Source organism: Pseudomonas sp. BN417, assembly GCF_029871205.1.
Lineage (GTDB): Bacteria > Pseudomonadota > Gammaproteobacteria > Pseudomonadales > Pseudomonadaceae > Metapseudomonas.
Genome location: NZ_SSOJ01000133.1, coordinates 26,931 through 35,366, shown reverse-complemented (window position 1 = coordinate 35,366; position 8,436 = coordinate 26,931). Strand labels below are relative to the sequence as shown.

10 protein-coding genes are annotated in these 8,436 nt (G+C 64.8%); 4 read left to right on the top strand and 6 right to left on the bottom strand.

Features of this window, described 5'->3' with window-relative positions:
* Positions 1-342: 342 nt before the first annotated feature.
* Positions 343-459 carry a cytochrome c oxidase subunit CcoM gene (ccoM, locus tag E8F11_RS17345; RefSeq protein ID WP_280290089.1) on the top strand — a complete coding sequence of 39 codons (117 nt, stop codon included), beginning with the start codon at positions 343-345 and terminating at the stop codon, positions 457-459.
* Positions 460-559: 100 nt separating this feature from the next.
* Positions 560-1,687, top strand: coding sequence for a GNAT family N-acetyltransferase (locus E8F11_RS17340; protein WP_280290088.1), 1,128 nt, complete (start codon positions 560-562; stop codon positions 1,685-1,687).
* Here the strand turns inward: E8F11_RS17340 and E8F11_RS17335 are convergent, their stop codons facing one another.
* The 6 genes from E8F11_RS17335 to E8F11_RS17310 all read right to left on the bottom strand — a co-directional run bounded on the left by E8F11_RS17335 (position 1,688) and on the right by E8F11_RS17310 (position 6,960).
* Complete coding sequence (locus E8F11_RS17335; protein WP_280290087.1) at positions 1,688-2,044, bottom strand: DUF2790 domain-containing protein; 357 nt, start codon at positions 2,042-2,044, stop codon at positions 1,688-1,690.
* 320 nt (positions 2,045-2,364) lie between these two features.
* Complete coding sequence (locus E8F11_RS17330; protein ID WP_280290086.1) at positions 2,365-2,631, bottom strand: DUF2790 domain-containing protein; 267 nt, start codon at positions 2,629-2,631, stop codon at positions 2,365-2,367.
* Positions 2,632-2,775: 144 nt separating this feature from the next.
* Complete coding sequence (locus tag E8F11_RS17325) at positions 2,776-4,608, bottom strand: ABC transporter ATP-binding protein (protein ID WP_280290085.1); 1,833 nt, start codon at positions 4,606-4,608, stop codon at positions 2,776-2,778.
* Positions 4,609-4,662: 54 nt separating this feature from the next.
* On the bottom strand, positions 4,663-5,217 hold the full coding sequence (locus E8F11_RS17320; protein WP_280290084.1) for a peptidylprolyl isomerase: 555 nt from the start codon (positions 5,215-5,217) through the stop codon (positions 4,663-4,665).
* Entirely contained in the window at positions 5,211-6,020 is an 810-nt protein-coding gene (locus E8F11_RS17315; RefSeq protein WP_280290083.1) for an alpha/beta hydrolase, read from the bottom strand. The genes E8F11_RS17320 and E8F11_RS17315 overlap by 7 nt, the downstream gene beginning before the upstream one ends.
* Before the next feature lie 13 nt (positions 6,021-6,033).
* The gene (locus tag E8F11_RS17310) at positions 6,034-6,960 is read right to left on the bottom strand and encodes a LysR family transcriptional regulator (protein ID WP_280290082.1); all 927 of its coding nucleotides are present in this window, start codon (positions 6,958-6,960) and stop codon (positions 6,034-6,036) included.
* A gap of 109 nt (positions 6,961-7,069) precedes the next feature.
* On the opposite strand from E8F11_RS17310, the gene E8F11_RS17305 reads away from it, so the two are divergent.
* Both E8F11_RS17305 and E8F11_RS17300 read left to right on the top strand, forming a co-directional pair.
* On the top strand, positions 7,070-7,384 hold the full coding sequence (locus E8F11_RS17305) for a 3-phosphoglycerate kinase (RefSeq protein ID WP_280290081.1): 315 nt from the start codon (positions 7,070-7,072) through the stop codon (positions 7,382-7,384).
* A gap of 161 nt (positions 7,385-7,545) precedes the next feature.
* On the top strand, positions 7,546-8,145 hold the full coding sequence (locus E8F11_RS17300; protein ID WP_280290080.1) for an FMN-dependent NADH-azoreductase: 600 nt from the start codon (positions 7,546-7,548) through the stop codon (positions 8,143-8,145).
* Positions 8,146-8,436 lie beyond the last annotated feature (291 nt).

The window sequence follows — 8,436 nt, the reverse complement described above, 5'->3', positions numbered from 1 at the left end:
ATCGGGCCAGCCTTTCGATGCAAAACTGGCCCTTGCGCACTAGGTTCCAAGACGGTATCTACGTTCGGGGCACTTCGGTACCAGGCCCTGCTTTTCGTAGGGTGGACCACGCTTCATCGGTCCACCATCGGAGTCACGTCTCGCCTCGCTGGTGGAAAGGAGAAGCGCTTTCCACCCTACGTTCGGATCACCTTCAGCCCTCTCCGAAAATTGACCTGGATCAGTTCCCCGCCAGCCATGCTTCCGGCCCTTCGGCACTATTGATCCAGGTCAATTTTCCGGACCTGCCTTGCGGTTAACTTGAACCCATCGAAGCAACAGCGCCAAAGCAGGAGGCAGATCATGTTCGTCGATGTAGTGGTACTCGCTGGTATCGGCACCGTCGGTCTCATGGTCGCCTTCTTCGCTGGCGTCGGTTACTTCATCTGGAAGGACTCGAACAAACGCAAACCGCGTTGAGTCCACCGGGTTTACAGGCACGCAAGGCACCTCGGGCGACTTCGGTCGCCCTTTTTTTTTCCTGCTTTTCTTCCTTCGCGGCCCGCGCCAGACTGGCGCCATGCCGATCCAGACCCTTTCCCGTCTTACCGATCTCGACCCGCACCAGTGGGATGCTCTGTTGCCGGATGAGCAGCCGTTCCTGCGCCATGCTTTCCTTTCTACCCTCGAGGAGAGCGGCAGCGTGGGTGGTCGCAGTGGCTGGCATCCCGCGCACCACGTGTTGCTGGGCGCGAGCGGTGAGCTGAAGGCCGCGCTGCCGGCCTACCTCAAGAGTCATTCCTATGGCGAGTACGTGTTCGACTGGGCCTGGGCCGACGCCTGCCAGCGTGCCGGCATCCGCTACTACCCCAAGCTGCTGGCGGCGATACCCTTCACGCCGGTGGGCGGTGCTCGGCTGCTGGCGGTGGACGATGGGGCGGCCAGCGAATTGCTCGACGGTGTGGTGGCCGATGTGGCAGTGGACGGTCTTTCGGGGCTGCATATCAACTTCACCGACGCCTTTGCCGACCACCACCTGCGCGGTCGCGACGGTTGGCTGGAGCGCCTGGGCTGCCAGTTCCACTGGCGCAACCACGGCTACCGGGACTTCCAGGACTTCCTCGATGCGTTGAGCTCGCGCAAGCGCAAGCAGATCCGCAAGGAGCGTGAGCAGGTGGCGGGGCAGGGGATCGACTTCCAGTGGCGCCAGGGCCATGAACTGGCCGAGGCGGACTGGGATTTCGTCTATGCCTGCTATGCCAACACCTATCAGGTGCGGGGCCAGATGCCTTATCTGACGCGTACCTTCTTCAGCCTGCTGGCCGAACGGATGCCCGAAGCCATACGCGTGGTCCTGGCGACGCAGGCGGGCCGGCCTGTGGCCATGGCTTTTTCACTGCAGGGCGGCGATACGCTCTACGGCCGCTACTGGGGCTGCCTGGCGGAGTTCGACCGGCTGCATTTCGAGACCTGCTTCTACCAGGGCATCGACCAGGCGATCGCTTCAAGGCTCCAGCGTTTCGACGCCGGCGCCCAGGGCGAGCACAAGTTGGTTCGGGGTTTCGAGCCGGTGATCACCCGCTCCTGGCACTGGCTCGCCCACCCCGGCTTGCGTGCGGCCGTGGACGATTTCCTGGTGCAGGAGCGGGGAGGGGTGCTGGCCTACGCCGAGGAGGCGCGCGGCCTGCTGCCCTTCAGGCGGGATTGATCAGCCGATCTGGCCGTCAGGGGTAATGTCGGTCTGGCTGGCAAGGGTAACGTCAGCGGTGGCAGCTTCGATCTGGCTGGCGAGGGTGCCGTCAGCCGTGGTGCCGCCCCATTCGAGGAAGCGAAGCTTGCGCACTTCACCTTCGCTGTCTTCGTAGACGAGGGTGACCGGCACGACGCCTGTCTTGTCGGAGGTGTCGGTGCGGTGCAGCACCTTCTGGATATCGACGTCCATTCCGTAGTGGTAGTCCACGGCCGGCAGGGCGGCGCTGTGGTTCTGATTCTGAATGCCATCCTGGGCGAATACGCTGGGCGCGAGGCTGGAGAGCAGGGCGCTGACAACCGAGGCCATTTTCATAAGGCTTGTATTCCTCTGTTGGGTTTTCGCTAACAAGGGACTTCATGTGACCCGACGAGAACGTTTAGTTCAATCCCCCACTTCGACGACCTCCGTTTTGAGCGTTTTTTAACCACTTGCAATCGCCCGTGCTTGAGGCGCTGCGACCGTTTGTCGCAGATACTGAATTTTTTTCGTTCATGGTCTACGCGGGGCTCATTCCAGCCCCATTGAGTCGCCCACCGGCGGGGCCGCGCGTTGCACCACTCGTCGGGAGTCGTGATCCCGAGGGCGGTGCGCACGGCGCACCCTGCGGTGGAGCCGGTGCCGGAGCCTGGCGATCAACTGGCGCTGGTATGGCTGCCCCATTCCAGGAAGCGGATCTTGTGCAGTTCGCCCTGGCTGTCCTCATAGACCAGGGTGACCGGTACCACGCCGGTGCGCTGGGAGGTGTCGGTGCGGCTCAGGACGCGGTGCACGTCCAGCTCCATGCCGTAGTGGTAGTCGACGGCGGGAATGCCTGATCCCGGCTCCTGGTAGATGTCCTGGGCGAACACGCTGGGGGCGAGGCTGGAAAGTACGGCGCTGACGACGGATGCGATCTTCAATGGCTGATCCTCTGCTGGGGTCCGATGACGGTCTCTGGCGAGGCCGGGTACGGGCTCCATATGACCAGCCGGACGCGACTGGCAGAAATCGAAGCGCCTTGTAGTCGAGATCAGCCGCGTCGATAGTGCGACGCGGCCGGGGCGTCATTCCACGCCGACGAAGCCGCCGGTCTGGTGCTGCCAGAGGCGCGCGTAGAGGCCGCCGTGCTCCAGCAGCTCGGCATGACTGCCGCTCTCCACCACGTGGCCCTTGTCCAGCACCACCAGCCGGTCCATCCGCGCGATGGTGGAGAGGCGGTGGGCGATGGCGATCACCGTCTTGCCGTGCATCAGGGTTTCCAGGCTTTCCTGGATAGCCGCTTCCACTTCCGAGTCCAGTGCCGAGGTGGCTTCGTCGAGGATCAGGATCGGCGCGTCCTTGAGCAGAACGCGGGCGATGGCGATGCGCTGGCGCTGGCCGCCGGAAAGCTTCACGCCGCGCTCGCCGACATGGGCGTCGAAGCCGCGCCGGCCCGCCGCGTCCGATAGCTGCGGCACGAATTCGGCGGCGCGGGCCTTGCGTACCGCATCCAGCAGGTCGGCGTCGCTGGCGCCCGGGCGGCCGTAAAGCAGGTTGTCGCGGATGGAGCGGTGCAGCAGGGAGGTGTCCTGGGTGACCATGCCGATCTGCGCGCGCAGACTTTCCTGGGTCACCTGGGCGATGTCCTGGCCGTCGATTAGGATCCGCCCGCCTTCCAGGTCGTAGAGCCGCAGCAGCAGGTTGACCAGGGTGGACTTGCCGGCGCCGGAAGGCCCCACCAGACCGATCTTTTCGCCGGGCCGCACCCGCAAATCGAGGCCCTCGATCACGCCGCTGCCCTTGCCATAGTGGAAGGCGACGGCTTCGAAGCGCACGTCGCCGCGCTCGACCACCAGGGGCTTGGCATCCTGGCGGTCGGTCACCAGGCGCGGCACCGCGATGGTCTGCATGCCGTCCTGCACCTGGCCGATGTTGTCGAAGATGCCGGTGACCACCCACATGATCCAGCCGGACATGTTGATGATGCGGATCACCAGGCCGGTGGCCAGGGCGATGGCGCCGACGCTGATCAGCCCCTGGTTCCACAGCCAGAGGGCCAGGCCGCAGGTGGTGACGATCAGCAGGCCGCCCATGGTGGTGATGGTGGCGTCCATGGCGGTGATCACCCGCGCGGTCATCTGGGTCTTGCGGGTCTGCTCGTCGATCGCCTCGCGGGCGTAGTCCTCTTCCTTGCGGGTGTGGGCGAACAGCTTGAGGGTGGTGATGTTGGTGTAGCCGTCGACGATGCGGCCCATCAGCCGCGAGCGGGCATCGGAGGACTCCACCGAACGCTGCTTGACCCGTGGCACGAAATAGAAGATCGCGACTATGTAGCCGGCGATCCAGACCACCAGGGGCAGCACCAGGCGCCAGTCGGCATCGGCGAACAGCACCAGGGAGCTGACGGCGTAGATCAGCACGTGCCAGAGGGCGTCCACCGCCTGCACCGCCGAGTCGCGCAGGGAGTTGCCGGTCTGCATGATGCGCTGGGCGATGCGCCCGGCGAAGTCGTTCTGGAAGAAGCCCAGGCTCTGTTTGAGCACGTAGCGGTGATTCTGCCAGCGGATCAGGTTGGTCAGGCTGGGGGTGATGGCCTGGTGCACCAGCAGGTCGTGGAGGCTGTTGAACAGCGGGCGCAGCACCAGGGCCACCAGCGCCATCCAGGCCAGCTCATGGCCGTGCAGGGCGAAGAACTGGCCACGGGGCGCTGTCTGCGCCAGGTCGACGATGCGACCGAGGAAGCTGAACAGCGCCACCTCGATCAGGGCCACGATCAGCCCCACGAGCAGCAGGGCACTGAAGATCGGCCAGACCTGGCGCAGGTAGTGGACGTAGAAGCGCAGTACGCTGCGCGGGGGCATCTGGTCAGGCGCCTGGCGGAATACATCGATCAGGCGCTCGAAGCGTTGGAACAGCATGGGCTCCATCCTGGTTGGGGCCTGTGGCCCGGGCTTCCTGCCCGGGCCTTGGGCTCAAAGGCGCTTGGCGGAAAGGATCAGTACCGGTTGCAGCGGGACGTTCTGGTGCATGCCGCGGTTGCCGGTGGGCACGCTGGAGATCTGGTCGACCACGTCCATGCCGCGCACCACCTTGCCGAACACCGCGTAGCCGAAATCGCGGCTGCCGTGGTCGAGGAAGGCGTTGTCCTTCTGGTTGATGAAGAACTGGCTGGTGGCCGAGTCCACCACCTGGGTGCGGGCCATGGCCAGGGTGCCGCGGACGTTGCGCAGACCGTTGTCGGCTTCGTTCTTGATCGGCTCGCGGGTGTCCTTCTCGGCGTAGTCGGTATCGAAGCCGCCGCCCTGGATCATGAAGCCGGGGATGACGCGGTGGAACACGGTGCCGTTGTAGTAGCCGGCGTCCACGTACTCGAGGAAGTTCTTCACGCTGATCGGGGCCTTGTCGGCATCCAGTTCCACTTCGATTTCCCCGGCGCTGGTGGTCAGCAGCACGTGGGGTTTGTCGGCGGCCAGCAGGTTGAGGGAGACGAGCAGGGCGCAGGCGCCCAGGACGAGTTTCTTCAGCATGGGGTTTGGTCCTTGTTGCGCTCCACTTCGGCAAGAAAGTCGAGCAGGGTGGTGTTGAATCGTTCGGGTTGGTCCAGCGGAGTGGCGTGGCGGGAATTCTCGATGATCACCAGCCGCGCGTCCGGCATTTCGTTCACATAGACCCGCTTGAGCGCCACGGGGGTGTAGTCGTGGTCGGCGGTGATCACCAGGGTGGGGCAGGTGATGCGTGCGACGCGTTCGCGAACTCCCCAGCCGATGATGGCGTCGAGGGAGGCAAGGTAGGCACGCTTGTCGTTCTGCGGCCAGCGCTCCTCGATCTTGCGCCGCAGGTCAGCCTGTTCGGGCAAGGGGAAGAGAAGGCGGCCGAGTCCCTTGGCGATGGTCTCCAGGCTGAGCAGGCGTGACAGGCTCCAGCGCTTGGCGATCTCGAGGAATTCACGCGGGGCCCTGGGGATCACCTCCGGTCCGCTGTTGACTATGGTCAGGCTGCGCAGCAGGTCGGGGCGGTCGACGCCCAGCTGGAAGCCGATCATGCCGCCCATGCTGATGCCCACCAGGTGCACGTCGATCAGCCCCAGGTGCTCGATCAGTGCCACCACGTCATCGGCGAAGGCGGCGATGCTGTAGCGCTCACGGGGCTTGTCGGAGCGGCCATGGCCGCGCACGTCCAGGGCGACAACCCGGTAGTGGGCGGCAAGCGCCGGGATCTGGTATTCCCAGTCGCGGGTGCTGGAGCCCAGACCGTGCACCAGCACCACCGGCATGCCGTGGCCGAAGTCCTCGTAATGAAGCTGACAGCCGTCGTTTTCGAAGTAGGACATGCATGACCTCCTGTCAGGCGCTGGAAATGGGCGCCGCGAAGGGGGCATCCAGGGGCGCGGAGTCGAAGGTCTTGATCAGTTCGACCAGGATCTGCGAGGCCGGGCCCAGGCCCTTTTCCTTGTTGGCATAGAGATAGAAGGAGGGGTGCCGGCTGCCGCCCTGTTCCAGGGGTAGGGGCTTGAGCTGTCCGTCCTTGAGTTCGCGTTCGATCAGGTGGCGCGGCAGCCAGGCGAAGCCCAGGCCGCTGCTGACGAAGTTGGCGGCGGTGGACAGGCTGCCCACTGTCCAGCGTTGCTCGGCGCCGAGCCAGCCGACATTGCGTGGCTGGGTGCGGCCGGTGTCGCGGATCACCACCTGCAGCTGGCTTTCCAGATCCTGGAAGCTGAGCTGGCGCTGCAGGCGATGCAGCGGGTGGTCGGGGTGGGCGACGGCGATGAACTCCACCGAGCAGAGCCCGGCGCCCAGGTAGCCCTGGATGTCCAGGCCGGTGATGGCGAGGTCCGCCGAGCCCTCCAGCAATACTTCCTCGACGCCGGACAGCACCTCCTCGCGCAGGCGCACGCGGCAGCCGCGGCTCTGCGGCATGAAGGCGGAGAGGGCGCGCACCAGGCGGGCATTGGGATAGGCGGCATCCACCACCAGGCGCACCTCGGCTTCCCAGCCCTGTTCCATGTGGTGGGCCAGATCCTCCAACTGGCTGGCCTGCTTGACCAGCTGCCGCGAGCGGCGCAGCAGCACCTCGCCGGCCTCGGTCAGCACCGCCTTGCGGCCTTCGATGCGCAGCAGGGGCACGCCGAGCTGTTCCTGCATGCGCGCGACCGTGTAGCTCACCGAGGATTGCGAGCGGTGGGTGGCTTCGGCCGCCTGGGCGAAGCCGCCGTGGTCCACCACCGCCTGGAGGGTTCGCCACTGGTCCAGGGTTACGCGCGGGGCTTTCATGCTCTGCTGCTCCTCTAGCTGCTCCTGCCGGCGAATTGCGCGCACCCATGGCGCTGATTCCGCTTGCGGCGCTCTGTTAAGCTGGCGTTCTCTGCACTGGAGAACGTCCATGAAAAAACTGTGCTGTGCCTTGTTCGCCCTGCTGCCCACCTTGGCCTTCGCCTACCCGATCGAAGTGGAGAAGCAGTACAACGGCGCCGAGATCACCTACGACACCACCGACATCAGCGATAACCTGGCCGCCATCAATATCCGCAACCTCGGCGAAGCCACCGCCGAGTGCAAGGCCGTATTCGTCAACGGACCGGAAACCCCGAAGGTGCGCAAGGCGATCATCGAGGGCGGCAAGAGCGCTTACCTGACGTCCAATTTCAACCGCGCGGTGATCAAGTTGCGGATCAAGCTGACCTGCAATCCCAAGTAGTTCGCGGACGATTCCGGGCACAGGAACCAGCCTAGTGCCCTGCCTGGTACAAATCAACTTTCTTGATACTTTGTAGCGGATATTTACGCTTTTTTATCGATATGTGACGACCTAATCTGCGCTCCATCGACGCACAACAACCCCCGATGGAGGTAGCCCACATGTCCCGCGTACTCGTCATTGAAAGCAGCGCCCGCCAGCAAGGTTCCGTGTCCCGCCAACTGACCCAGGACTTCATCGTCCAGTGGCAGAGCGCCCACCCGGCCGATGAGATCCAGGTCCGCGACCTCGCCGTCGACCAGGTGCCGCACCTCGATGCCGACCTGCTGGGGGGCTGGATGAAGCCCGCCGACCAGCAGAGCGCGAGCGAGAAGGGCGCTCTGCAACGCTCCAACCTGCTCACCGAAGAGCTGCTGGCCGCCGACGTGCTGGTCCTGGCCGCACCCATGTACAACTTCGCCATTCCCAGCACCCTGAAATCCTGGCTCGACCACGTGCTGCGCGCCGGCGTCACCTTCAAGTACACCGAAACCGGCCCGAAAGGCCTGCTCACCGGCAAGCGCGCCTTCATCCTGACCGCCCGCGGCGGCATCTACTCCGGCGGCCCGCTCGACCATCAGGAGCCCTACCTGCGCCAGGCCATGGGCTTCATCGGTATCCATGACGTGACCTTCATCCACGCCGAAGGCCTGAACATGGGCGACGAGTTCCAGGAAAAAGGCCTGGCCTCGGCCAAGGCCCAGCTGGCCAGGGTCGCCTGACCCGCGGCTCCGCAGCTTCTCTTTGGTGCGCCATGGCTCCTTGAGCGCACCCGCCAACCCGGTCCGGAATCAGACCGGGTTTTTTTATGCCTGGGGTTGGAATGGCAGGACTGCGTCCCGCTTCGCGAATGAATTCGCCCCCACAGGAAAAGCGCAGCGGTCGAGCCTCCTGCACGAGCGGCCCCCTCTCCCTCTGGGAGAGGGCTGGGGAGAGGGATGCCTGAGCCACGCGGAAGTTCGAAGGGCAGACCTGCGGCCTGCTTGGCGAATGAATTCCCCCCTACAAGGTCT

Bases quoted from the DNA above. Each gene is read 5' to 3' on its own strand.
- ccoM (WP_280290089.1), top strand. From the start codon at position 343: ATGTTCGTCGATGTAGTGGTACTCGCTGGTATCGGCACCGTCGGTCTC.
- E8F11_RS17340 (WP_280290088.1), top strand. From the start codon at position 560: ATGCCGATCCAGACCCTTTCCCGTCTTACCGATCTCGACCCGCACCAG.
- E8F11_RS17335 (WP_280290087.1), bottom strand. From the start codon at position 2,044: ATGAAAATGGCCTCGGTTGTCAGCGCCCTGCTCTCCAGCCTCGCGCCC.
- E8F11_RS17325 (WP_280290085.1), bottom strand. From the start codon at position 4,608: ATGCTGTTCCAACGCTTCGAGCGCCTGATCGATGTATTCCGCCAGGCG.
- E8F11_RS17320 (WP_280290084.1), bottom strand. From the start codon at position 5,217: ATGCTGAAGAAACTCGTCCTGGGCGCCTGCGCCCTGCTCGTCTCCCTC.
- E8F11_RS17315 (WP_280290083.1), bottom strand. From the start codon at position 6,020: ATGTCCTACTTCGAAAACGACGGCTGTCAGCTTCATTACGAGGACTTC.
- E8F11_RS17310 (WP_280290082.1), bottom strand. From the start codon at position 6,960: ATGAAAGCCCCGCGCGTAACCCTGGACCAGTGGCGAACCCTCCAGGCG.
- E8F11_RS17305 (WP_280290081.1), top strand. From the start codon at position 7,070: ATGAAAAAACTGTGCTGTGCCTTGTTCGCCCTGCTGCCCACCTTGGCC.
- E8F11_RS17300 (WP_280290080.1), top strand. From the start codon at position 7,546: ATGTCCCGCGTACTCGTCATTGAAAGCAGCGCCCGCCAGCAAGGTTCC.